Annotated in this window: 29 protein-coding genes; 26 read left to right on the top strand and 3 right to left on the bottom strand. The window is 31.1% G+C overall.

The window, feature by feature from the left end; all coding sequences use genetic code 11:
• Nucleotides 1-338 precede the first annotated feature (338 nt).
• Entirely contained in the window at nucleotides 339-1,400 is a 1,062-nt protein-coding gene (locus FYJ83_RS17490) for a hypothetical protein (RefSeq protein WP_154442787.1), read from the top strand.
• Between the two features lie 968 nt (nucleotides 1,401-2,368).
• Here FYJ83_RS17490 and FYJ83_RS17485 read toward each other — a convergent pair.
• Together FYJ83_RS17485 and FYJ83_RS17480 are read right to left on the bottom strand one after the other, a co-directional pair.
• Nucleotides 2,369-2,824: an ImmA/IrrE family metallo-endopeptidase gene (locus tag FYJ83_RS17485; protein WP_154442786.1), complete on the bottom strand. Its 456-nt coding sequence runs from the start codon at nucleotides 2,822-2,824 to the stop codon at nucleotides 2,369-2,371.
• A 24-nt stretch (nucleotides 2,825-2,848) separates the two neighbouring features.
• Nucleotides 2,849-3,343 (bottom strand): DNA-binding protein, encoded by a 495-nt coding sequence (locus FYJ83_RS17480; protein WP_154442785.1) that lies wholly within the window; start codon nucleotides 3,341-3,343, stop codon nucleotides 2,849-2,851.
• A gap of 172 nt (nucleotides 3,344-3,515) precedes the next feature.
• On the opposite strand from FYJ83_RS17480, the gene FYJ83_RS17475 reads away from it, so the two are divergent.
• From FYJ83_RS17475 to FYJ83_RS17425, 11 genes are all read left to right on the top strand, one after another.
• Nucleotides 3,516-3,740: a DUF739 family protein gene (locus FYJ83_RS17475; RefSeq protein ID WP_154442784.1), complete on the top strand. Its 225-nt coding sequence runs from the start codon at nucleotides 3,516-3,518 to the stop codon at nucleotides 3,738-3,740.
• 144 nt (nucleotides 3,741-3,884) lie between these two features.
• Entirely contained in the window at nucleotides 3,885-4,118 is a 234-nt protein-coding gene (locus FYJ83_RS17470; RefSeq protein ID WP_154442783.1) for a hypothetical protein, read from the top strand.
• A gap of 25 nt (nucleotides 4,119-4,143) precedes the next feature.
• On the top strand, nucleotides 4,144-4,401 hold the full coding sequence (locus tag FYJ83_RS17465; protein WP_154442782.1) for a sigma factor-like helix-turn-helix DNA-binding protein: 258 nt from the start codon (nucleotides 4,144-4,146) through the stop codon (nucleotides 4,399-4,401).
• Between the two features lie 287 nt (nucleotides 4,402-4,688).
• Nucleotides 4,689-5,153, top strand: coding sequence for a phage tail terminator family protein (locus FYJ83_RS17460; protein WP_154442781.1), 465 nt, complete (start codon nucleotides 4,689-4,691; stop codon nucleotides 5,151-5,153).
• 4 nt (nucleotides 5,154-5,157) lie between these two features.
• Nucleotides 5,158-6,255, top strand: a complete 1,098-nt coding sequence (locus FYJ83_RS17455) for a phage tail sheath C-terminal domain-containing protein (protein WP_154442780.1) — start codon at nucleotides 5,158-5,160, stop codon at nucleotides 6,253-6,255.
• A gap of 17 nt (nucleotides 6,256-6,272) precedes the next feature.
• Complete coding sequence (locus tag FYJ83_RS17450) at nucleotides 6,273-6,692, top strand: phage tail tube protein (RefSeq protein ID WP_154442779.1); 420 nt, start codon at nucleotides 6,273-6,275, stop codon at nucleotides 6,690-6,692.
• A gap of 61 nt (nucleotides 6,693-6,753) precedes the next feature.
• On the top strand, nucleotides 6,754-7,146 hold the full coding sequence (locus tag FYJ83_RS17445; protein WP_154442778.1) for a hypothetical protein: 393 nt from the start codon (nucleotides 6,754-6,756) through the stop codon (nucleotides 7,144-7,146).
• 175 nt (nucleotides 7,147-7,321) lie between these two features.
• Nucleotides 7,322-9,445 (top strand): phage tail tape measure protein, encoded by a 2,124-nt coding sequence (locus FYJ83_RS17440; protein ID WP_154442777.1) that lies wholly within the window; start codon nucleotides 7,322-7,324, stop codon nucleotides 9,443-9,445.
• A 13-nt stretch (nucleotides 9,446-9,458) separates the two neighbouring features.
• Complete coding sequence (locus FYJ83_RS17435; protein ID WP_154442776.1) at nucleotides 9,459-9,881, top strand: phage baseplate protein; 423 nt, start codon at nucleotides 9,459-9,461, stop codon at nucleotides 9,879-9,881.
• Nucleotides 9,882-10,880, top strand: coding sequence for an XkdQ/YqbQ family protein (locus FYJ83_RS17430; protein WP_154442775.1), 999 nt, complete (start codon nucleotides 9,882-9,884; stop codon nucleotides 10,878-10,880).
• Between the two features lies 1 nt (nucleotide 10,881).
• Nucleotides 10,882-11,268: a DUF2577 family protein gene (locus FYJ83_RS17425; protein ID WP_154442774.1), complete on the top strand. Its 387-nt coding sequence runs from the start codon at nucleotides 10,882-10,884 to the stop codon at nucleotides 11,266-11,268.
• A gap of 113 nt (nucleotides 11,269-11,381) precedes the next feature.
• Here the strand turns inward: FYJ83_RS17425 and FYJ83_RS17420 are convergent, their stop codons facing one another.
• On the bottom strand, nucleotides 11,382-12,689 hold the full coding sequence (locus FYJ83_RS17420; protein WP_154442773.1) for an IS110 family RNA-guided transposase: 1,308 nt from the start codon (nucleotides 12,687-12,689) through the stop codon (nucleotides 11,382-11,384).
• Between the two features lie 385 nt (nucleotides 12,690-13,074).
• Between FYJ83_RS17420 and FYJ83_RS17415 the strand changes: the two genes are divergently transcribed.
• The 14 genes from FYJ83_RS17415 to FYJ83_RS17355 all read left to right on the top strand — a co-directional run bounded on the left by FYJ83_RS17415 (nucleotide 13,075) and on the right by FYJ83_RS17355 (nucleotide 21,757).
• Nucleotides 13,075-13,524, top strand: a complete 450-nt coding sequence (locus FYJ83_RS17415) for a DUF2634 domain-containing protein (RefSeq protein ID WP_154442772.1) — start codon at nucleotides 13,075-13,077, stop codon at nucleotides 13,522-13,524.
• Nucleotides 13,525-14,619, top strand: a complete 1,095-nt coding sequence (locus FYJ83_RS17410) for a baseplate J/gp47 family protein (protein ID WP_154442771.1) — start codon at nucleotides 13,525-13,527, stop codon at nucleotides 14,617-14,619.
• Complete coding sequence (locus FYJ83_RS17405) at nucleotides 14,612-15,253, top strand: putative phage tail protein (protein ID WP_154442770.1); 642 nt, start codon at nucleotides 14,612-14,614, stop codon at nucleotides 15,251-15,253. Before FYJ83_RS17410 ends, FYJ83_RS17405 begins: the two co-directional genes overlap by 8 nt.
• Nucleotides 15,254-15,260: 7 nt before the next feature.
• Nucleotides 15,261-15,590, top strand: a complete 330-nt coding sequence (locus FYJ83_RS17400) for a hypothetical protein (RefSeq protein ID WP_154442769.1) — start codon at nucleotides 15,261-15,263, stop codon at nucleotides 15,588-15,590.
• Entirely contained in the window at nucleotides 15,590-15,955 is a 366-nt protein-coding gene (locus tag FYJ83_RS17395; protein ID WP_154442768.1) for an inorganic polyphosphate kinase, read from the top strand. Before FYJ83_RS17400 ends, FYJ83_RS17395 begins: the two co-directional genes overlap by 1 nt.
• Before the next feature lies 1 nt (nucleotide 15,956).
• Nucleotides 15,957-17,744, top strand: a complete 1,788-nt coding sequence (locus FYJ83_RS17390) for a fibronectin type III domain-containing protein (RefSeq protein WP_154442767.1) — start codon at nucleotides 15,957-15,959, stop codon at nucleotides 17,742-17,744.
• Nucleotides 17,741-17,917, top strand: coding sequence for a hypothetical protein (locus tag FYJ83_RS17385; protein ID WP_154442766.1), 177 nt, complete (start codon nucleotides 17,741-17,743; stop codon nucleotides 17,915-17,917). The genes FYJ83_RS17390 and FYJ83_RS17385 overlap by 4 nt, the downstream gene beginning before the upstream one ends.
• Complete coding sequence (locus tag FYJ83_RS20370) at nucleotides 17,917-18,051, top strand: CD1375 family protein (RefSeq protein ID WP_268233536.1); 135 nt, start codon at nucleotides 17,917-17,919, stop codon at nucleotides 18,049-18,051. The genes FYJ83_RS17385 and FYJ83_RS20370 overlap by 1 nt, the downstream gene beginning before the upstream one ends.
• A 150-nt stretch (nucleotides 18,052-18,201) precedes the next feature.
• Nucleotides 18,202-18,600 carry a hypothetical protein gene (locus FYJ83_RS17380; RefSeq protein WP_154442764.1) on the top strand — a complete coding sequence of 133 codons (399 nt, stop codon included), beginning with the start codon at nucleotides 18,202-18,204 and terminating at the stop codon, nucleotides 18,598-18,600.
• Between the two features lie 61 nt (nucleotides 18,601-18,661).
• Nucleotides 18,662-18,895, top strand: coding sequence for a hemolysin XhlA family protein (locus FYJ83_RS17375; RefSeq protein WP_154442762.1), 234 nt, complete (start codon nucleotides 18,662-18,664; stop codon nucleotides 18,893-18,895).
• A gap of 15 nt (nucleotides 18,896-18,910) precedes the next feature.
• A complete protein-coding gene (locus FYJ83_RS17370; RefSeq protein WP_154442760.1) occupies nucleotides 18,911-19,138 on the top strand; it encodes a hypothetical protein in 228 nt (75 codons plus the stop codon).
• 15 nt (nucleotides 19,139-19,153) lie between these two features.
• Entirely contained in the window at nucleotides 19,154-19,837 is a 684-nt protein-coding gene (locus FYJ83_RS17365; RefSeq protein ID WP_154442758.1) for an N-acetylmuramoyl-L-alanine amidase family protein, read from the top strand.
• Between the two features lie 260 nt (nucleotides 19,838-20,097).
• Nucleotides 20,098-20,313 (top strand): LexA family protein, encoded by a 216-nt coding sequence (locus FYJ83_RS17360; RefSeq protein ID WP_154442756.1) that lies wholly within the window; start codon nucleotides 20,098-20,100, stop codon nucleotides 20,311-20,313.
• Nucleotides 20,314-20,695: 382 nt separating this feature from the next.
• Entirely contained in the window at nucleotides 20,696-21,757 is a 1,062-nt protein-coding gene (locus FYJ83_RS17355; RefSeq protein ID WP_154442754.1) for an ATP-binding protein, read from the top strand.
• The last annotated feature ends 143 nt before the right edge of the window (nucleotides 21,758-21,900 follow it).

Here is a 21,900-nt window from a genome sequence, read left to right as displayed (position 1 = left end):
GAACTGCTCATATTATCACCAATTTATTTATACCAAAAATAAATAGAATATTAACATGAGCAGAAAAATTTAATTTTCAAATCGAAGTATAGTACGCAAATATTTAACGCGTCGTAGACGCTCTTTTCATTGTTCTCATTTAGTTTGGGCAGCATTCAAAGACTTATATGGAATAGATTTAAATACTAGTTCATATGGAGCAGCTGTTCATCCAATGGAATTAGTAAATACCAGTAGAACATCAAAAATATACGAGAGCTAGTTTTATTGATTATAATTTTAACCAATAGTGGATATACATTTAGTATATCCACTATTATAGCTTAGGAGGGAAACAAATGTTGAGAAGAATCTTGATTCTTATGACAATGGCTTTTTTATTAATATTATTAGGATGTAGCAATAATAGTTTTAATATGAAAAATATTGATTATAGATATGGAGTCATTGAAACAACAGGCCAAGAAAATATGTCCTATCTATCTTTTTATAATGATAACTTGGAAAAGGTAGGGGAGGAAAAAATTAAATATGGCTCTATGGGAGATGGATTTGCATTGCCTATAGTTTTTGATAAGAGCATGTTTATTGTTCCAAAGGGAATATATAATCAAAAAGAGCTTACTTTTATTATGGAATACGATTTAGATGGATTTGAAATAGAGAAGTGGGATACTGAATTACAGAATATGAATAGTATAGCTGTAAATAATGATTTTATCTTTGGTGTAAATACCATGGATTTTACTTCTAATATTGTAAAATGTAATAGAAAAACAAAGGAATTGTCTAAAATTCAAATACCCGATACCTACATTAGCTATATTGAAGTCTATGAAAATGAGTTATTTGCCTTTGGTGAAAGTGAAGATCTAGGAAAAATGAAATCATCCCTTTATATAATAGATACTAATACTCTGGATATCCAAAAAGAAATAGATATTTCTCATATAGGGTTTGGACAATATGATACAGTAATAAAGGACAATAAATTGTATTTTACAGCCTCCTATTCAATAGATAGTATAGAGAACCAGCCTACAAATAAACTATTGGAGTATAATGGGGAAAGTGGAGAAATCAAGACATATAGTTTAAAGGAAAATTTTCCGTTTCAGATACTAGGGTATGGAGATAATCTATTAATAACTCATTTTGATCCAGTAGGAGTTACAGGCGGTATAATCAGTATATTTAATATTGATGATGCAAGTAGTGAGTTAATTGAATTTAATCATAATATAGAGCATCTGCATCTGGATGGAGATGATATTATTATATTAGGAAATGGACACCTATATAGATATAATAAAGAATTTTCCCTAGTGACCTTTACTCCAATAACCAATACTAGAAAAACTAATTATCATTATTACACAACAGGATTATTTAAAAGATAAAATAAGAGCATATAAAACTTTTTATAGATTCTTTTATAGGTGGCTATATTTAACGGATACTTATAAAAGAAATGACGGGAATAAATCTATAGGTAAATTTCATATAAGAGATGATAAATTATATTAGAAGGTTTATTATTTATATATAATGATTTATTATATTCTTTTAAGGTCGTGAAATTTACAGAGTATGAAAGAAACTATGTAACTAGTGTATTGAAAAAATTATAGATGTATCGTTAATAGAATTAGAATAGGGCAGAATTGGAGTATAGAGTTTTGGGAATTATTGTGTTAATTGACTTTTGGCTTACCATGCAAGAAGTTTAATTACCATGCCGAATCAAAAAAATAAGAACCCAAAAAGATTCCTATTTCAATGGTTTGTATCATTTGCTAGAGAATAGAGTTCTATTGGGTAAGTTCGATCCTCATATATTCCCATTATTGTAAATTAGCCACTTAGTTGGCTTTTTTTATTTTAAGATTTATTTGATAGCTTTCATATTATTGGAAAAAGATTGGATGTATCACAATTTATTATAGTTATAGCATGAACATAAATATTTGTCGTTGTAAATGCAAGAGTCAGATAAAATTTTATTACCAATATATTTAAGATTATACATATAAGATTCTTTAGTCTGATCTGTTAGTTTTATATCTAATCATTACTTTATAGTTGGAAAACGACTTAAAAGCCATATCCTTATAAGTTATTGGATTATCCAACACTTCAGTCTTAAAATAAAGTTTTGCATACCCTAAGAATCTATCTAAATTACTATCTTTTAAATCAGTTTTAATAGGTGTTGACCATCTTCTTAAGGATTCATCTAAATTGGCTTCTGCTCATACAAAATTATATTATAAGGAGATTAATGATATAACTAAGTTGTTCAGCGTTTGTAGTTATATCATTAACCTTGGTTTGTCCACCATAGTGTTGATAGTACTGCGGGAGATTTTTATTCCCATATTTCTAATACTGATAATGGTTCAAAACAAACCAAATAATTATCTATTTGATATTGTAATCCATATTTTTGTTTGCAATAAATTAAAACTTCTTCTATATACTCCTCAGTAACACCTAAGTATTCAGCTAACTCAAATCTATTTCTAACACCGTGCTTATAAGCATCGATTAATTTTGTGACTCCTACTAATTTTCTATACCCCCAAGCTCTAGCATATCTTTCTTGTTTCCGATTGCTAACATCCGATTGATCTAATATATTTCCTGCTGTAGTATGGTAGTGTCCTATTTCTTCAGCCAATGTACATTTCTTGTCTGTATTGCTAAGATCTTTTTTTATAGCAATTCTATTTCCTTTAATTCTTCCCTTGTAGGCCCTAAGAGGTTTTTCTTTTACAATTAATTCATGTATTTCTGCTTCTTCTAATAATTCTTCATAAGTCATTTAATCAGTCCCCCTGTCAACTTCCTAAAAATCTTCGTCATCCATTATAGCATCATCATGGGCTTTATCTTTTTGGGAAGCTCCATCAATTTCGTGTGCAGCATTGGGTAATAGATGAGAATCTTTTTGTATTGTATATTTATCTATATAAGTAAGTTCTTCAACTCTTTTTATGGCTTCTTGTTGGCCAACTTCATTTAACTTGCGAAGGTTGTTCATTAATTTCACTTCTCTTAGTGAAACTACTCCCATATTCGTTGTATGAATATAATCTCTATCCATAGGTACATCATAACCCATTAACCAAGCTTCACTAACATTCAAAGCCATTCCTAATATGGAGAGCTTTTCTTGCCTAGGTTCAACAAGTCCGGATACATACTGGCTTATATCAGATTTATTCATCTTTATATTGTATTTTTCGGAATATGGCTTTGTCATTTCTAATATATCAATCTGTCTTAGTCTACGTTTATTCATAATTTCTTTAAGTCTATCAGATGTAGTTAATTTCTTCAAAATTTTCCCTCCTATCGTTCTAAAATTAAATATATCATATTTTAGACTAAGGTTCAATAATGAAATACAAAAGTTAAAGTAAATTGAATTTATGTGTTGACAAAGAAAAATTCTAATGATATATTTAAGTCAATTCAATTAGATTGAACTTAGAGAAGGGAGGATTTATTCAATGACATTTAATTACAATAAATTAAGGAGAAAAATTATTGAGAAATTTAGTACTCAATTAGCTTTTTCTAGAGCTATGAGAGTATCGGAAAGAACCCTATCTTTAAAGCTTAATGGGAAAATATATTTTACCCAAGATGAGATTGCTTTAGCTACTGAACTTCTAGGCATCCCACAGGAAGAGATTCAAGTATATTTTTTTACCTCCAAGGTTCAAGATGATTGAACTAGATTTAAGAAACCCAAAGCAATAAAAATAAGGTTAAAAAGACTAGATTACACAACTTTGAGAGAAGGACAGATAAATATATAGCTGACCAACTAGAAGATGTAACAGAAAGAAAAAGAAGAGAACATTAGCCAAAGAGATATGGCTGAAACTATATATAGTGCCAAACTTAATGTAGATATAGTTATAAAACAAATTAAAGAAGAAATTAAAGGGGAGAAATACATGGATATAATTAAATCATATAAAGATTTGTGTAAAGAGATAAAGATATGGGAGCTAAGGGTAGAAACTTATGAAGCAGAAATCAGAGCTATAAAAAAGTTAGCTAGATTATATGGGCCAGGCGATGTAAAAAGGAATAGATTACACTAAGCCAAGAGTACAAGAATCTAATCAAATGGGATTTGAAGAGGCCTTATTTAGATTACATCAGCTTGAGGAACATATATCTATGCACCAAAGCACTATAGATGAAATGGAAGAATTAAAAAAGGAAATGGAAGAGAGAATAGGACGACTAGATGGATTAGATAAAAAGGTAGTATATATGAGAGAAATCCAAGGGAAGCCCTTGAAGGAAATTGCAGACGAGTTAGGATACTCTGAAATATACATAAAGAAAATTTCTGCAAGGAATCCGAAAGAGTATACTTAGACTATACTGACAAATGAATTTAGGCATGCTATTATAGTATCATGGAAAGTTGTCACAGATCATATGTCAGAAAAAATAAAGATTATAAAAATCTCACGGGTTCCTCTGTGGGATTTTTTTATTACATCTAAGCGATTTAATTGTTATAAGTTATTTTTATATTGACCATATGGTAAGTAACATTATCTACATTAGATAAATTATCCAAATATTAGAGAGGAGGTGATTAAGTTGAAAAGGAAATAAGAAAGTAGGATGTTTTACGAGGCAACTATTCACTTTAGGAGGTGATAAAAATTGTAAAATATACTGATATATACAAGGCTATTGTAAAAAAGATAAAGACTAAATTTCCAAATATAGTCTTTAGTACAGATGTTGAGAAGGATGTAGTAAGACCTTCTTTTTTTATTGAGTTGAATAACATAAAAATTAGTGACTTTATGAGAGAAGCAAGAGACACTTATTTGACTGCTAGGATTTATTACTTTTCATCTACAGCAGATGAAAATGGGATCGAATTGTTAAATATGTATGATGACTTAGTCGAACTATTTTTAGAAAATAATTTGATTACTGTAGATGAATATGTAAAATTTGAAATTAATGAACTAGAAATTAATGTAATTGATAGGGTTCTACATTGTTATTTTGACATTAGAATATCTGAAAATTATCCACGTGATAAATCAGGTATTGGTGTTGATTTTGAGGATAAAGAGCTAATGGAAGAATTAAATATAAAGGAGTGAGGATATGGCAGATTTAGGAATGCCCAAAATAGAAATCATATTTAAAGGATTAGGAGTAAGTGCCGTTCAAAGAGGAAGTAAAGGGATAGCAGTATTAATCATTAAAGATGATACCGATAAGACATTTACATTTAAAGAATATAGAAGCATAGAAGACTTGACATCAGAAGAGTTACTAAAATATACAGAAGAAAATGCAACATATATTAAAGATGTCTTGGAAGGATCACCTAAGAAACTAGTAATAGCAAGAATGGATAATGATGGGGTTTTAGCAGACTTATTAAAAGCTGTAAAAGGTAAGGTGGAAATGAATTGCTGGATTGGTATGGCAGATGCAACAGCAGAGGAAACCAATGACTTAGTAAGTTTTATAAAAGCCAGTGTTAAAAATGATAAAAAAAGATATAAGGGGTTAGTATATAAAGCTGCTTCATCTGATGATATGCACATAGTTAATTTCACTAATGAAAAGGTAATTTTTAAGGACAACAGAGGAAAACAAAATGGAGGCAAAGCTTCTCCATGGTTATTAGGTTATCTTGCAGGTTTATCCTTAGATATGAGTGCCATTGCTAAACCACTGCAGAAGTTTGAAGCTGTAGAAGAACCAGAAGATCTAGATGAAGCTATAAATAAGGGTGAGTTCATTCTTTACAATGATGAAGGTGAAGTTAGGGTTGCGAGGGGTATTACATCACTTGTAACTACAGGGCAAGGAATTACTGATGACATGAAGTTTATATTAATAGTGGAAGTTATGGATATGATTTATACAGATATTTACACTACTTGGAAAAATTTTTATAAAGGTAAATATAAAAATTATCTAGACAACCAAATGCTATTAATAGGTGCCATTAATAGTTATTTTAAAGAAATTGCAAATGAGCTCCTACTAGATCCTAACTTCTCAAATAAAGCTATGATCGGTATAGAGCAACAAAGGTTAGCAAATATTTCTAAATATGGAGAGGAAGAAGTAAGTACTTGGGATGATGATAAGGTTATGGAAATGACAGTAGGTACTAATGTATTCTTAGATGGAAATATAAAAATATTAAATGCTATGGAAGATTTTAAATTTAAAATAGATATGTAGAAAGGAAGTGGTAGATAATGAGTAAAGGAAATCAATATTGGAATGGTTCTAATGGCAATATTTGGGTCAATGATTCTGAATGGGATAAAGTAAAGAGCTTTGAGGTTAAAATGGTTATAGAATGGGAAGATGTACCAAATGGAATGACTACAGATAGGGTTTTACTAGGCTATGGTTATGAAGGAAGTTTTAGTTATAGGAAATCCGATAAAAACTATAACAAGGCAATAGATTTATTATTTGCAGAGTACGTAGCAGGTAGAGTCCCAGATGTTACTATAATTGGAAAGGCTTTTAATAGAGCGACTGGAAAAACTCAAAGGATTAAGGTAACAAATATAACTTTCGATGAACTTGCTTTACAATCATGGGAAGAAAAGTCTGTTGGGGAAGTAGAAATGCCTTTTAAGGCTAGTGAAGTAGAGATATTACAATAAATTTAAAACGCCTTAGATTCAATCTAAGGCGTTAACTATTTTATAAAAAAGGAGAATTTATATGAATAATAGAACAGTGACTTTAGCTGATATAATAACAAAGAGAAATCAATCTAAAAATGATAAAATGCAGGTTAAATACTATAAAAGTGAAGTTTTAGACACTGAAATAGAAATAAGGAAAATTCCTTTACAGAGATATATGGAATTAAGTGAAAGATTGGCAGAAGATAATATTAATACCATTGATACTATGAATGAAATAATCTATGAATGTTGTCCAATTTTTAAAACTAATACTCAAGAAGCTATGGAAGCCTATGGAGTTGCTGAACCAATTGATTTACCTAGTGCTGTATTAGAGGATCAGTTAAATGAGATAAAAGATATTATCGAAGTAATAAATAGTTTTTATGGTCTAGATAAGATAAAAGATGATGAAGTAAAAAACTAATAGACCAGGATGGATGGCTGCAATGTGTATCCTTCCTGGTAATTAGAGGACATGAGCTAGAATATTTACTTAATCTAGGATACTTTGAAAAGCTATTTTATATGGAAAGTATAAATAGATATTATGAAGATGAAAGACAAAAATATAGAGCCATGTTAGGAAAGTAGGTGAGAAATTGGTAAAAGAGGAAATAGTAGTTATGCTCGCTTTAAAAGATGGGATGTCACAGGCTTTAGTAAGAATTACCAAAAGTGTAGATAAAGTCAAAGAAGAAACTAAGAAATCACAAACTCTAATAGAAAAATGGAAAGATAAAAGTGTAAAGTCTATAGATAATGTAATCAAGAAATCAGCTAAAATGGCTAAGGCGAAAGCAAAGGCCTTTGGAGATTTAGCAGTGGATACAGGATTTAAAGGCATGATTGAACTAGAAACTGCTAGTGTAAAAGTTAAATCTATCGCGGGAAACTCTTTAGAATTAAACAAGATACAGAGTGAGTTATTAAAGAATTCTACTAAAACAGGTGTAGCAGTCAATGAATTAGCAGATGCTCAGTATGTTGCTATGTCTTCTGGTGTAAAGGCAGCAGAAAGCATAGATGCAGCGGTATTATCAAGTAAACTTGCTATATCTGGATTTACAGATACTAACAGTGCACTAAAGCTTATGACTAGTACAATGGATGTATATGGGCTTACTGGAACTGAAGCTATGCAAAGTATAAGTGATAAAATGCTAGTAACTCAAAATCTTGGTGGCACATCAATCGGTGAACTAGCCAGTTCCCTAGGATCTGTTACTCCAATAGCAAAATCAGCAGGTATAAGTTTAGATGAGGTATTAGGTGCTGTTGGTTCTCTTACAAAAAGTGGACAGTCTACATCTAAAGCAATGGCAGGACTAGAGGGGATAATGTCCAATGTAATTGAACCCACTGAACAAGCAAGAGATATGGCTAAGAAATTAGGAATAGATTTTAGTGTTAGTGCTATAAAAAGCAAAGGATTTGCTAAGTGGTTAGAAGAAATAAAAGTAAAAACTGGTGGCAGCACTGATGCTATGGATCAGTTATTTGGTGATGTAAATGCCTTAAATGCTGCAATATCTTTAACTAGTGAAGGTGGATTTAATGACTTTAATAATATCCTTGGCGAAGTAATAGATAGTGCAGGTATGACAGATGAAATTTTTAAAACTATGACTAATACTATAGGTTTTAAGTTAGATAAACTTAAAAATACGTCTAAGAATATATTTACTTCTATGATGAATACTCAATCAGGACTCATAGGTGAATATATAGATAAGATAGAGACATGGTTTACAAACAATGAAGAAAAGATTCAAGGCTGGGTACAATCCATAGGCGATGGAGTTACTAAGGTAGTTGATTTTATAAAAAATGTATTAAGTTTTGTAAAAGAACATGAAAAGCTTATAACCACTATACTAGTATTTGTAGCTGCTATGTATGCAGTTATAAAAGTTGCAGCAGTAGTAGTTTCAGTTATGCAAGCTTGGAAAACCATGAGTATGGTATTAGATGGAGTTATAAAGATGACTACCCTAGGATGGTTAGTCTTAGTAATAGGTGCAGTAGTTGCAGCAGGGTATGCTCTATATAGAAACTGGGATTTAATAAAAGAAAAGCTTTTAGCATTATGGGAAATCATAAAGATGGTATTTGTTTCATTAGGTCAATTCGTTCTAGGGTTATGGGAAAGAATAAAGACGGTATTTTCCGCATTGAGTGAATTTTTTCTAGGGCTAAGGGAAAGTATAAAGGCTGTATTTGCTTCATTGGGTGAGTTCTTTTTAGAACTATGGGAAATCATAAAGATGGCATTTACTCCATTAGGTGAGTTCTTTTCAGGATTATGGGAAGGAATAAGTTCTGGATTCAAATCATTCATAAATTTCTTTATTGATGGAATAAACCTAGTAACAGGAGCCATAAGCAAAATAAGTATAGATATACCAGACTGGGTACCTAAATATGGTGGCAAAAAATTTGGTATTAGTATACCTCAAATTCCATCATTCGCAAAAGGAATTTCTTATTCACCTGCTGGATATGCAAGAATCCATGAAGATGGTGGAGAGATAAGAAAACTATCATCAGGAGAAACTATTATACCTGCTGATAAATCTGAAAGACTCCTTAGAGGTAAAGGCATTGGACAAGATGTAAAAGTAGATGTAACCATAGCAGGCAATGTAATAGGTAATAAGCAATTTGCCAATGAAGTGGGAGAGGAAGTATATAGAAAGGTTAAATTAGCATTAGATAATATCTAGGGAGTGATAGAAAATGGGAGGCAATATAATATTTAGTGCAAATAACAATGAAGAGGTAATGATATTACCTGTGGTGCCAGAAATAGAAATTAATAAATCTCAAAATAATGAACAATTCGAAACTATAAACAATGGAACTATAAACTTAGTAGGTGATGAGGTGATTAGAACATTTTCTATTACATCCATACTGCCTTCTCAAAAGTATAGATGGCTGAAGCCTGGAAGCGTAGCAGAACCTTTTAAGTATGTAGATTTCTTTAATAAATGGAGAGCAAAGAAAGTACCATTTAGAGTCATTACAAGCAAAAGAGATGGAACAGAATGGTTTAACATGGCAGTATTGATAGATAATTTCTCTTATAAGGTTAGAAAAAATGGAGATGTGGAATATACATTAGATTTATCTGAATATAGATTTGTTGGAGGTAATTAAATGGATAATTATATAATAACCCTAATAAAAAATAATGGTGGGAGTTCAGATATAACTAAGTTTTGTGGAAATCTCTCATGGAAGGATAGTATAGATACTCTAGGTATGGAATTAAATGTAGATGCAGTTAGGAATATAGATGATAAGTACATGAAAGGCTATGATTTAATTGAAGTTGGAGATAAGATAATCTTACTTAATAATAACAAAGAATTATTTAGAGGGATTATAGTAGACTTAGGAATTAATAGATATTCAAAATCTATAACAGCCTTTGATTACGCTTTTTATCTAAATCAATCTATGACTATTATTCAATTTAATAAAGTAAATGCAGATGAAGCTATCAAACAGTTATGTAGTAAATTTAATGTTCCTACGGGTAATATAGTACCTATATCTACAGCTATTACTAAAATATATAAAGATAATATTATAGCAGAGATTATAAGGGATATATTAGAACAAGCTACAAATGAATGGGGAACAAACTATAGGCTAGAAATGAGAGAAGGTAAATTATATATAGAAAAATATACTGATTTGATCATAACGCCAAGGTTTAAACCTGCCTCTAATGTAGCTTCTTTAAATCCTTTAAAGACTATAGGAAGTATAAGTAAAAGTGAATCTATAGCAGATATGAGGAATAGTATATTAATTTCAAGTAATGATGAAAAAAGCAGTCGAGTAATTGCAACAGCTAAAGATGAAAAAAGTATATCTAAATTTGGGCTACTACAGGAAATAGAATCCGTAGATGATAAGGATATGGCCAAAGCTAAGCTAATTGCTCAAAATAAACTTAAAGAGTTGAATAAGATAAAAGAGGATATATCTATTAAACTATTAGGGGATGATAATGTCAGGGCAGGAAGGATATTAGAAGTAGATAATGATACGTTTAAACTAAAAGGACAATATTTAATTAAAGATTGTACACATACGTATCAAAATAGAATCCATACTATGGACTTAACATTAGAGAGGGTGATTTAATATGTGGGACGTAGGATTGGCTCAAATGTTTAAGGAGAGGGAAAATAAGATTAATATAGGTCCCTGTGTAGGTAAAATTGTAGGAGTAAAGCCTTTAAAAGTTTCAATACTAGATGGGCAAGTAATTCTCCAAGAAGGGCATCTATATATCTGTCAAAGCTTAGCAAAAAGAGAATATAAATTAGAGTTAAATGCTGATGGAGATATAGGGGATATTGCCATTACCTCTAAACCCTCTAATCCTCTAATTTCATTCAACATAAGTGAGAAAGAAAAAACCAAATTGACACTATACTTTGAATTAAAACAAGGTGATGAAGTGTTAATTATACCTGCCGAAAACCAGCAGGTATTTTTTATAGTAGATAAGATCCAAAAGTCCAGCTAAGAATTGTCAATAATTAATTTAAAAATATTTGATACTTTAGTTGATAAAAAAAGATAACTTTAATAAGCCTTTTGATTCGATATCAAAAAGTAAAAAAACTCTATAGAATTATACTAAGCAGCGATGTCGCATTTCGCTTTCGAGTAATTGATTTGATGTTCTTCTGGAGTGATGATTTCAAATTCTTTTTCATCACGTAAAATGGCAAATACAATGTTGCATACTTTATGCATAATAGCTCCAAGAGCTACCATTTTAGGTTTGCTCTGACACTTTTTAAGATAGTATTCACGTAGAACTGGATTGTTGGGAGAACCATTACGATTCAAGGCAATACTAACCAAAGCCATGGTATGTATTACTCTTCTAGCAATTCGTGAGCCTCGCTTTGACATATTAACCTTAGTACCATTAAAATTACCTGATTGTTTAACAGTAGGATCTAATCCAAAATATGCAAACAGTTGTTTAGGTGAACGAAAAGCAGAGAAGTCCCCGATTTCACACATAAGACTTACTGCAGAAAGAAACCCTGCACCTTTAAAGGATTCAATGAGGTATATCTGTTTTACAAATTCAGTATCCTTGTTAGCATCCACGAACTCATGCATATCAGAAAGTATAGCTGAGATTTCTTCATCATATTGGCGAATGAAACGGATGTATAGAAGAATGCGTTTAAAGTTACTGTTTACTGAATGCCCAAAAAACTTTGCATCATTTGCAGCTTGAATAATAGCATTATACTTGTTTTCTGCATAAGCAATTCCAAAACGTGCAGTAGAGCTTATTGAATTAACTATCTCATCTTTAGAAACATTTAAGAATGTATCTGGAGTGGTATATTTTTCTAGTAAGGTCAAAGCTGTATTTGTAGTTATTTTAGAAAAAATCTTTAAATACTGCGGAAATACCATTCGTAGTTCACCTTGAAGCTTATTCACATAAGCAGAGCGATTGTCCATCAAATCATAATATTCTCTTGAGAGGTTTCTTAAATCAAGGGCAAGGTCTGATGGCATAAGAGAAACTTTTAAGTCAGGCTTTAATCCAATTAATGCAGCTTTTTGTGAATCAAATTTATCATTATGGACTTTCCTAATATTAATATTTGTGCTATTCTTAGTGATGATAGGATTTATGATGGAGACACAAAATCCCTTATCACGAAGATAGCAGAAGAGTGGGTAATGATAAATTCCCGTGGATTCAAGGAAAATGCGACTTTCCAAAGAATACAACTCTTCTGCTTCTTTGATTTTAGAAACAGCTATAGACAGGGAATTTAAATCAGAATGTAGGATTTTAAAAGGTTTTCCTACAAATGTTTGGTTAGGTAGCGCAATAGACATCCAGCTAAAGTCTGCACCAACATCAATACCAACCGAAATAAATGAATCAAATTTAATAATGTTTAACATGAGCAACAGCTCCTTTCTGATAGGAATCCATTTCCAAGCAATGAGTACACATCCTAGCATGTGATACAGGTATAGCCTGAGGCTCCCAACCAGCCAAATCATAAAACCTCATTGAATGGACTAACTGACTTTTTCATAGGTATAGGCCAGTAGAAACTGACTTCCCAGGAAGGTGAACATTTTTTATCCTATCCCTGAAGATTATACTTTATGAAATGACTGGAGTCTACTGGGAACCATCAGACATGTTTAATTTAGCAGTAACATCTGATGAAGGAAGAACACCTTCTTCTGTTACTAAATAATTGAAATGTATTTTTATAGAAATGTTCAAATTGCATAGTCATTATTGGCTATGACATTATTATACTAGGTAGGTGATTAAGTGTTTCCCAAATTGGATTTAGACAATATTGTAGAAGAATTACAATTTGAAGAAAAAAAGAATGAAGGTAAAACATTTTTATTTGATTTTGAAAAAGGAGATTTTGTAATTAAGGATGGCAGACTTGTAGAGGTAGAAGGAAAAGAAGCTATAAAAATTTGGATAGAAAAAATACTAAGAACTGAAAAATTCAAGTTTGAAGTATACAAAGCAGATGAGAATATTAACGAGTACGGTACAACTATAAAGAAATTAATTCAAGGAAAAAAAGTACCACAATTCTTTCTACAATCTGAACTAAAGAGAGAGATAGAGGAAGTATTAAAGAGACATAGTGAAATTGACAGAATAAAAGACTTTAGGACAGAGCAAGAAGTAGCCACCCTTAGAATATGTTTCACAATAATATTAAAAAATGGAGAAACCTTCAACCAGGAGGTGAATTTTTAATTGGAAAATAGAGAAGAAATACTGAAAAGAATATTAAGCAATATTCCAGATAAATACGATAAATCAGAAGGATTATTCCCTTACGATTTCTCTAAAGCTACAGCTATAGAATTTGAAAATAAAAATAGAGGAATACAGGAAGTCGCAAATAAGCTAGACATAGAAAATCTATCAGGGAAGGAATTGGAAAGATTTATACATCAACGTACAGGAATAACTAGAAAACTAGCAACAAAAGCAACAACCATAGTAACAATATCAGGTCAAGAAGGTGCTAGAATTTCTAAAGGTGATTTTGTAGGAGCCGATACAGTAAACTTTATATCTACAGAGGATAAAACAATTGATGATATGGGGCAAATCACAGTATTGGTAGAATGTGAAGTACCTGGAATCATAGGTAATGTTCCTGCAAGAGCAATAAAATACTTTCCCATTAGTATTGCAGGATTAACAAATGTGACTAACCTTGAATCAGTAAAAAATGGTTATGATGCAGAAAGTGACTTTGACTTAAGACAAAGATACTACGAAAGAATACGTATTCCTGCAACATCAGGAAATAAATATCATTACCTAAATTGGGCAAAGGAAGTAGTGGGTGTAGGTGATGCTAGAGTTATTCCCCTTTGGAATGGAGATAACACAGTAAAAGTAATAGTAATAGATAGTAATAAAAAACCTGCTAGTGAGGATCTGATTAGTAGAGTGCAAGAATATATAGACCCTAAGGGTGAATATATAAATAATAGATGGGCAACTTGGGGGACAGGAGCAGGACAGGCTCCCATAGGTGCATTTTGTACTGCAATATCTGCCGCAAGTAAAGATATTAATATATCTGCTACAATAACTAAAGATGAAGGTTATCTTCTAGAACAGATTAAATCTAATATAGAAGAAAATATAACTAATTATTTAAAAAAAATAGCATTTAAAAAGAATTTAGTATCTTATGCACAAATAGGTTCTTTAGTGTTGAATGTGGATGGAGTATTAGACTATATGGATTTAAGAGTTAATGAAGAATTAGAAAATATCATAATAGGCAATGAAGAAGTCGCTATACTAGGTGAGGTGATATTAAATGAGTAGATTATTAGAATATCTACCGATTTATGAAAGATCCTCTATAGTATTTCAAGAGATATTAAATTCTGAACAAATGGAGTTTGATAGATTAGGGTTAAATATAGAAGATTTGGAGAAACAGTTTTTTATAGACACCGCCACTTGGGGGCTTGCTATATATGAGAAAGAATTGAAGCTGCCTATTAGACCTAAAAAGACTTTAGAAGAGCGAAGAAGTCTTATAAAGTCCAAAATGAGAGGTATGGGGAAAGTAGATTTAGCAATGATTAAATCTATAATTGAAGCCTATACAAGAAGTACAGCAGACATAATATTTGACGGAAGAATCAATATTAAGTTTACTAATGAAGGGACTATAACATTAAATATAAGTGATATGTTTAATGCAATTGAAGAAATAAAACCAGCTCATTTAGATTATGATATTACTAGTGAACATAACACTAGATTACAATTTATAACTGATTCTAAAGAATATGAGGTTTATTATCCTATTTGTGGAACCTACTTGTGTGGGACATATCCAAATATAGCAGTAGAAGGTGTTCAATCAGGAACTAATATAAATTTAGCAACTAAAAATATTAATGCAATACACCATTATCCACTTACTGGTGAAAGTATAACAAAGGAGTGATGAAGATATGGAAGAATTAGTACTGTTTTCAGAGGAAGGGATACTTGAAATAGGACAGCTGGTACTAGACAATCTTAGTCATTGTTTAGTAGTAGTAGATGGAAAAGTACACAGAAAAGAAATCTATAGAAAATCTATAGATGGTAATGAGATGAAAGTATACGTGATGTTTGATGATACTATTGTAGGCAATATAGAAAGCATTAGTATCATCAGTGTAAAGGGGACAGAAATATTAAAGGAAAAAGTTGATATTAAGAAAGGTACAGATAAAGGGCTATTAAAATCTTTCCCTATGAAAATCATAGAGAATTACCAAAGGAGTGAGGTGCGATAATGAATAGTTATGAAAGAATATTTTTTAAAGATGATATTTCTGAATATCCAAATAGGGTAAGGCTAACAGATCTTGGAGATGGAACATTTAAAATAGTCCCAGAAAAGGGAGAGATATTTGAACATGGAACTCCTCATTCAGCTAATACTATGAATCATCTAGATGAAGGCATCTATAAATCAAGTCTACAGGCTAAAACAAACAAAGATGATATTACTTCTCTCGCGGTAGAAGTAGCAATACTTAAAAATGCTAGTTTAAATAATATCACTCATAATATATTTATAGTTAATTTTGCTAACATGGATAGTATTGAGTTGGTGAATGGGGTTTATGATGAGACACAGAAAAGGTTGGTGATATAGTATGGCTTGGTTAAATTTAGGTGAGTTTGAACCTGGATATTCGAATGTTGATTCCCATTGGATTAGTATAATGGTTGGTGGTGCAGGTACGCCTGATGGGCGCTCAGGCGTATACTATAAAAAAACTACTGATGGGGGTATTGGACTTGCAGGGTCAATACAACTATCAGGTACTCCTATACGCTCAATAAACAGTACAGATACTCTAAGAGTACTTTTAGATGGGGAATATTACCTACTGGCAGGTACTTTGGATTTTCGTGACGTAGATATACCTACTAGGGATGGCAGCAATAAGTTCAGGTACACTTTACAGAGGTGGGAGCGACCAGCGGCTCCTTCTTCAATAACGGTACCTGCTTCACTAAAAAGCAATACACCCTTCACAGTATCTTGGGGTGCTTCTTCTGGAGGGTCTAAAACATATACCTTAGAGAGGTCTATAAATGGTGGTGCATGGGTAGTAATACTTTCTAACACAGTTTCATTATCTAAATCTGAAACCCCTTTATCAACATGGAGTACTGTAGTCTACAGAGTTAGGGCTTATGATACAGTGGCTTTTAGTTCTTATACTACATCACCTACAAGAACAGGAATAAATAATACTGCACCTACAACACCATCAATAACAGTTCCTACTACCGTAAGAGGTGGAGAAACTCTATCGATTACATGGGGAGCTTCTACAGATACAGATGGAAACCTATCAGGATATATCTTAGAACGTAGCGTAAATGGAGCAGCTTATACTCAGATATATAAAGGGGCTAATAGAAGTTTTACAGATAGTATAACTAGGGGTTGGAATACTGTAGCTTATAGAGTAAAGGCATATGATTCAGAAGGGGCAGAAAGTGGATATACTACATCAGCAACGAGGACAGTAATAAATAATACTGCACCTAGCATAAATGGACAAGATAGTAACTTAGGAGATAAGAATTTAGGATTTGTAATTTCCTATCAAGTTGATGATATAGATGCAGGAGATAGTTTAGTAGTAACTGAAAAACTAAACAATTCTACGCTACGAACTATCAATGGAGCACCTCGAAGGCAACAATTAGAAATAGAGATAACTAATGAAATGTTATTTAATCTAGGATTAAACTCTACTAATACTATAGAAATCAAAGTAGATGACCAGCAAGGTGGAATAGCATATAGAAGATTTACTTTCAGAAGAACAAATTCTGCTCCTACCATAGATGGGCAAGACAAGGACTTAGGGAAAAAAACAGAACCTTTTAGCATTGATTTTTCTGTATCTGATAATGAAGGAAATGCAATAACAGTAAAAACATATCTTAATAATATATTGAAAGAAGAATATCAAGCTATAGATGGTGCTACAAATACATTTACTATTTCCAGTGAAGATTGGTATAAGCTAAAAATAGGCCAGCACAATATTAGGATAGAAGCTAGAGACGAGCATGGAGCTACAGCAGTGAGAAATTATACATTCACTAGATATGACGATAAAATCCAGTTCACTCTAAAGACTCCTATAGAAACAGACATTATGGGCACTAAGATACTTGTCACTCCAACATGGACCATCCCTGCAGGAGCAACAGCAAAAGTAGAAGCTTGTAACAATGCTTTTGATGAAGTTCCAACATGGGAGGATATAACTTCTCAAGTGAATATCAGTAGACACTACAACTTTACTAATGATGTAAAGACAGCCGACAAATGGGGAATCAACATAAAAGTTTCCATAGAAAAGGGTACAGCTACAGAGGAATGTATTATCAATGGATTTGGAGGTGCGTTTGAATGATTGAGATAATTAATAAGAAACCTCTATCAGAAATTAAAGAAGAAAAAGAAACACAAAAAAATGAAATCCAAGCAGATATATTTGAAGTAGTAGCAATGCTTTATGAAGAAGTAGAAGAACTTAGAAATGAAGTTATAGAATTAAAAACTAAAGTGGAAGGAGGTGCTAAGTAATGACAGTAAAAGAGTATATGATACCTGTATATGGCTTACTTGTCAAAATAAGCAAGAGAGATATAGAGACTCTTCCAGAGGTATATCAAATTCCAGTAGCAGAGTTTTTAGTAGCACAAGTTGAAAGAGAATAGAAATTAAAAATCAATAGACTAGACAATAGTCTTTTTTTATTTTTTTATTATAACTAGAAATCTAGGATATTAATTCATATACTGGTATATTAAGTAAGTTGAAACAGGCTTTTTCTTAAGATATACTACTTATAGGGAGGTAATATGTATATGAAATTAAAAAAGTTTATTAGTATTATTGTTATTTCTATATTATCCATATCTTTAATTTCTTGTTCAAACTCAAACAATAAAGAGGAAGTGAAACTTAGAGAAGAAGAGAAACTTAAAGAAGAAGTAAACTCTAAAGAGAAAGTAAAACCTAATAAAAATCGAGATGAGAACCTAACTGATGAATTAGTAAAGGAAGAAGAAGTTTATGATGGGCAAATTTATTTTCAGGATGATTGGGTCATAGGAGCAATAAGTATTGAAGATGGAGTTCCAGAAGAAAAAGGAAAAGAAATAGCTCAAAAATATGCTGAGAAGTTAAAGGAAAAATATAAAGACAAAAAAGTTAATGTTCAAGCAGTTCAAGACGGAAAGAATATAGCTAATATAGAATTATAATGAGAGGGAGCCACGTTATTTCGTGGCTTTTTCTTTTTTTATGGAATTTTGGAGGTGTGATATGAATTATGAAGTTATGGAGATGAAAATCAACGAGCATGATGAAAAATTATTGGAACTAGATAAAAGATTAGATAAGAATGATAGAGAAAATGCTGAATTTAGAATACAGATAAAACATCTTTGTGAGACAATTCAAGGACTTACAACCACCATGAGATGGTTTATAGGGCTATTCGCAGGAGCTTTTGTAAGCTTCTTTTTTTATGCAATTCAACAAATATTATTTAAATAGAAAGGAGACTTAATAATGGAATATGGAGGAATAGCAATAATACCTTTATTAATAGGTATTTTAGAGGTGTTTAAGAAAGTAGGCTTACATGAAAGATATATACCTGTATTATCAGTAGTACTTGGAATAGGAATAGGATTATTTGGAAATGGGGACATGAAAACTGGATTAGTACAAGGTATATTCATAGGATTATCGGCAGTAGGACTATACTCAGGAACTAAAAACACATTAGAAAGATAAGGAGGGAATTTTGTAATGAAAGTATTTTTAGACGCAGGCCATGGAGGAAAAAATCCAGGAGCATTAGGTAATGGATTAAGAGAAAAAGATATAGCATTATCAGTAACATTAAAAGTAGGAGAAATACTTAAAAGACATAATATACGAGTGATATATTCAAGGACTACAGATGTATTCTTAGAACTATCAGAACGTACTAGCTTAGCAAATAAAGCTAATGCAGATATATTTATATCTATACATTGTAATGCTGCTGGAAACATAAACGGTAAAGGTGTAGAAACATTTAGTTATCCTAATAGTTCTAAAGGTATTGTTTTAGCAAAATGTATTCAGGACAGCATATTACAAAGTAAAGTTTATACACTAGACAGAGGAATAAAAACAGCTAATTTTGCAGTGCTAAGACAAAGTAATATGCCGTCTGCATTAGTAGAGTTAGCTTTTATTACTAATGCTGATGATGCTAAAATCTTAAAAGATAAGCAAGAAGAATTAGCATTAGCAGTAGCAAAAGGAATTTTCAATTACTCAGGAATTAAATATATTGAAAAAACTAAAGAACTGGATTGTAGCCCATGGGCTGTAGATGCTATGGAGTGGGCAATGAAATTAGGTCTAACTGATGGAACTAATCCAAAGGAACCTATTTCATTAGAAAGATTTATTACAATATTATATAGGCATAGTAGGCTCTAGAGTAATGATATGATACTTCCAAAGTAGACAGTTTAATTAATCAAAATTAGATTATCTACTTGGAGGTGTTTTTTTATTTTTTAAAGTAGTTTAAAATAAATGTAGAAATATATAATTAAATCTTATATAAAAGGTGATAAATTATATTAAAAAAGTTTATTTTTATATAGGGATTTATTATATTTTTCTACATAAATTGACAAATCTCACTTTACGAGGAACGGATGTTCTGATATAATTTAGTAAAGGGGGAATTTTATATGTTAACTGAAAGAGAATCACAGGTATTAAATATAGTAGATAACTACATTAAGGAAAATGGTTATGGTCCTAGTGTTAGAGAAATAGGGGGTATGATGGGACTTAAATCAAGCTCTACTGTACATAAATATTTAAAGAATTTAGAATTAAAAGGATTCATTGAAAGAAAAGAGAATTTTCCTAGGGCATTGAGGATTATTAAATCAGAAAATTAATTATGGTCTTTCGTTATTTAGATAGAAAAATGATCTAATTATCCTGCTATATTTAACAAAAGTATAGGGTAGTAAAAGACAGGAAAGTTATATATGATTATTCTAAATTAGTATTTAAAAGTTAAATTTAAAAACATTGTGGAGGGTTGGTATGAAGAAAGTAATATATGTAATTACTAGTGTTATGGCTTCTGGAAAATCAACTGTTGCTAAAGCTTTGGCAAAATAATTTATGTAAAGAAAGACTAAAAAACAGTTTTTAGGCTAATATACACTTATAGGTAGAAGTATCTGGCTTTGTAAATATGGTTATCCCTATCACAATAAATATTTTTGAGAATATATTATATACATACAGGAAAACTAAATAGGGAGTGATATTATGTCTAAAATTAGAAGAATTTTTCCAGGAGGGAATACGGCTAACGGATTCTGCTCTTTTCATGATAATATAATATCTGAAGATAGAAACCAATTATATATATTTAAAGGTATGCCAGGTGGAGGAAAATCATCTTTAATGAAAGATATGGCAGAAAGAATGATTGAAAAAGGATATAGTATTGAATATCATCATTGTCCGTCAGACCCAAGTTCAATTGATGCCATAGTCATAGATGAATTAAAGATATGCTTATTAGACGGAACAGATCCACACAGCATAGACCCTAAATATCCCGGAATAACAGATAAAATAATAGATTTAGCACAATTCATAGATAAGAGTAAAATATTGGAAAAAAAGGATGATATAGTGGAGGCTAAAAAAAATAATAAAATAGCCTATAAAAGAGCATTCAATTATTTTAAAGCTGCAAAGATTATTCATGAGGGTATAGTAGATGATAATAAAAGAATGATAGATATAAAAGGATTAAATAATGAGACTATAAATTTAATAGATAGAGTATTTAGTAAGGAGCCTATAGAAATAAATTCAAATGGATTTAAAGAGAGACGTTTGTTCTCTACTGCCTATACACCAGAAGGATTTGTAGATTATACAGATACCATATTAGAATGGATAACAGATATATACTATATCAATGGAGAAATAGGAACAGGCAGGTCTATGTTATTAGATAGATTATTGGTGGAAAGCAGAATTAGAAATTATGAAGTAGAAATATATTATAATGCTTTAATACCAGAGAAAATCGAGAGTTTATATATTAAAGAGTTAGATACCATAATAACATCTAATAAACATGGAAAAACTAAAGGAAATACAATAATAGATTTAAACAAATATCTAGACAGTAACAATATAAACAAAGAAGATATGAATATGTTTAATTTACTAGTAGAAAAAGGAACAATAGATTTAAACGGTGCTAAGGAAAACCATTTTATACTAGAAAAGGCCTATAAGCCATCTGTTGATTTTAGCTGTATAAATAGAATTAGAGAAGAAATATATAATGAAATATTGACCTATATATAATAAAAGGTGGCAAAATGCTTCTAGTGTTGCATCAAAATAAAAAATACCAGTTGACATGGTAAAATTTGATTAATGAAAAAAAGAGCCTCATTTGGTTTAATGGAATTATCGAGAAACCATACACCAAGGAGGTTCTTTTTCAT

This window comes from Tissierella pigra, assembly GCF_009695605.1.
GTDB lineage: Bacteria > Bacillota > Clostridia > Tissierellales > Tissierellaceae > Tissierella > Tissierella pigra.
The sequence above is the reverse complement of the archived record's forward strand: the minus strand, read 5'-3'. Positions and strand labels throughout refer to the sequence as shown.

Excerpts from the sequence above, each read along its gene's own strand:
- FYJ83_RS17490 (WP_154442787.1), top strand. The coding sequence starts at position 339 with ATGTTGAGAAGAATCTTGATTCTTATGACAATGGCTTTTTTATTAATA.
- FYJ83_RS17485 (WP_154442786.1), bottom strand. The coding sequence starts at position 2,824 with ATGACTTATGAAGAATTATTAGAAGAAGCAGAAATACATGAATTAATT.
- FYJ83_RS17475 (WP_154442784.1), top strand. The coding sequence starts at position 3,516 with ATGACATTTAATTACAATAAATTAAGGAGAAAAATTATTGAGAAATTT.
- FYJ83_RS17470 (WP_154442783.1), top strand. The coding sequence starts at position 3,885 with ATGGCTGAAACTATATATAGTGCCAAACTTAATGTAGATATAGTTATA.
- FYJ83_RS17465 (WP_154442782.1), top strand. The coding sequence starts at position 4,144 with ATGGGATTTGAAGAGGCCTTATTTAGATTACATCAGCTTGAGGAACAT.
- FYJ83_RS17455 (WP_154442780.1), top strand. The coding sequence starts at position 5,158 with ATGGCAGATTTAGGAATGCCCAAAATAGAAATCATATTTAAAGGATTA.
- FYJ83_RS17450 (WP_154442779.1), top strand. The coding sequence starts at position 6,273 with ATGAGTAAAGGAAATCAATATTGGAATGGTTCTAATGGCAATATTTGG.
- FYJ83_RS17445 (WP_154442778.1), top strand. The coding sequence starts at position 6,754 with ATGAATAATAGAACAGTGACTTTAGCTGATATAATAACAAAGAGAAAT.
- FYJ83_RS17435 (WP_154442776.1), top strand. The coding sequence starts at position 9,459 with ATGGGAGGCAATATAATATTTAGTGCAAATAACAATGAAGAGGTAATG.
- FYJ83_RS17430 (WP_154442775.1), top strand. The coding sequence starts at position 9,882 with ATGGATAATTATATAATAACCCTAATAAAAAATAATGGTGGGAGTTCA.
- FYJ83_RS17425 (WP_154442774.1), top strand. The coding sequence starts at position 10,882 with ATGTGGGACGTAGGATTGGCTCAAATGTTTAAGGAGAGGGAAAATAAG.
- FYJ83_RS17420 (WP_154442773.1), bottom strand. The coding sequence starts at position 12,689 with ATGTTAAACATTATTAAATTTGATTCATTTATTTCGGTTGGTATTGAT.
- FYJ83_RS17405 (WP_154442770.1), top strand. The coding sequence starts at position 14,612 with ATGAGTAGATTATTAGAATATCTACCGATTTATGAAAGATCCTCTATA.
- FYJ83_RS17400 (WP_154442769.1), top strand. The coding sequence starts at position 15,261 with ATGGAAGAATTAGTACTGTTTTCAGAGGAAGGGATACTTGAAATAGGA.
- FYJ83_RS17395 (WP_154442768.1), top strand. The coding sequence starts at position 15,590 with ATGAATAGTTATGAAAGAATATTTTTTAAAGATGATATTTCTGAATAT.
- FYJ83_RS17390 (WP_154442767.1), top strand. The coding sequence starts at position 15,957 with ATGGCTTGGTTAAATTTAGGTGAGTTTGAACCTGGATATTCGAATGTT.
- FYJ83_RS17385 (WP_154442766.1), top strand. The coding sequence starts at position 17,741 with ATGATTGAGATAATTAATAAGAAACCTCTATCAGAAATTAAAGAAGAA.
- FYJ83_RS20370 (WP_268233536.1), top strand. The coding sequence starts at position 17,917 with ATGACAGTAAAAGAGTATATGATACCTGTATATGGCTTACTTGTCAAA.
- FYJ83_RS17380 (WP_154442764.1), top strand. The coding sequence starts at position 18,202 with ATGAAATTAAAAAAGTTTATTAGTATTATTGTTATTTCTATATTATCC.
- FYJ83_RS17375 (WP_154442762.1), top strand. The coding sequence starts at position 18,662 with ATGAATTATGAAGTTATGGAGATGAAAATCAACGAGCATGATGAAAAA.
- FYJ83_RS17370 (WP_154442760.1), top strand. The coding sequence starts at position 18,911 with ATGGAATATGGAGGAATAGCAATAATACCTTTATTAATAGGTATTTTA.
- FYJ83_RS17365 (WP_154442758.1), top strand. The coding sequence starts at position 19,154 with ATGAAAGTATTTTTAGACGCAGGCCATGGAGGAAAAAATCCAGGAGCA.
- FYJ83_RS17360 (WP_154442756.1), top strand. The coding sequence starts at position 20,098 with ATGTTAACTGAAAGAGAATCACAGGTATTAAATATAGTAGATAACTAC.
- FYJ83_RS17355 (WP_154442754.1), top strand. The coding sequence starts at position 20,696 with ATGTCTAAAATTAGAAGAATTTTTCCAGGAGGGAATACGGCTAACGGA.